The 495-nt window shown below is 59.6% G+C and carries 1 protein-coding gene; it reads right to left on the bottom strand.

Going from position 1 to position 495, the window contains the following annotated elements; all coding sequences use genetic code 11:
- Positions 1-172: 172 nt before the first annotated feature.
- Positions 173-495: Crp/Fnr family transcriptional regulator (locus AC066Y_RS43310; RefSeq protein ID WP_478279146.1), on the bottom strand; the 323-nt coding region annotated here is incomplete at its 5' end.

The following is a 495-nucleotide window of genomic DNA, read 5'->3' as shown; positions in this document are numbered from 1 at the left end:
GCGCGTTGCAAAGTACCGGTCGTCAGGCGGTGAAAAGCCGAAGGCAATCCTGTGCGCCTCGTCAGAGCAGATGTACGGCCGCATCAATCGGGCCCAAAAGCCGCACTCTCACGAATAGGACGGGTTAAGTGCTTGCCGTTTTGCTGCAATGCAGCGCCGCGCCGCCTGGAGGCTATGACTCAGTGCTGGTATTGTTCTCAAGGCTGTCAAAACCGCCAAGTTCCGCGATCTTCTCGAGGTCGCCGAGCGTGACGATCCGGCGCTTGAAATCGAGAATGCCTTGGGTTCGGAACGCCTGGAGGACGCGGTTGACATGCACGACGCTCAGTCCAAGCGCCTCGGCCAGCTTCGATTGGGTAACCGGAAAGTCAAACTGCTCGTTGGCGACCATACCCATCGCTCCAAGCCGCTGGCGCAACTCCGCAATCAAATAGGCCATGCGTCCCGGTGCCGATCGCGTGCCGAGATTGACGATCCATTGCCGGAACAACGCGG

Source organism: Bradyrhizobium sp. USDA3010, assembly GCF_056429065.1.
This window is presented reverse-complemented; position numbering and strand designations above follow the sequence as displayed.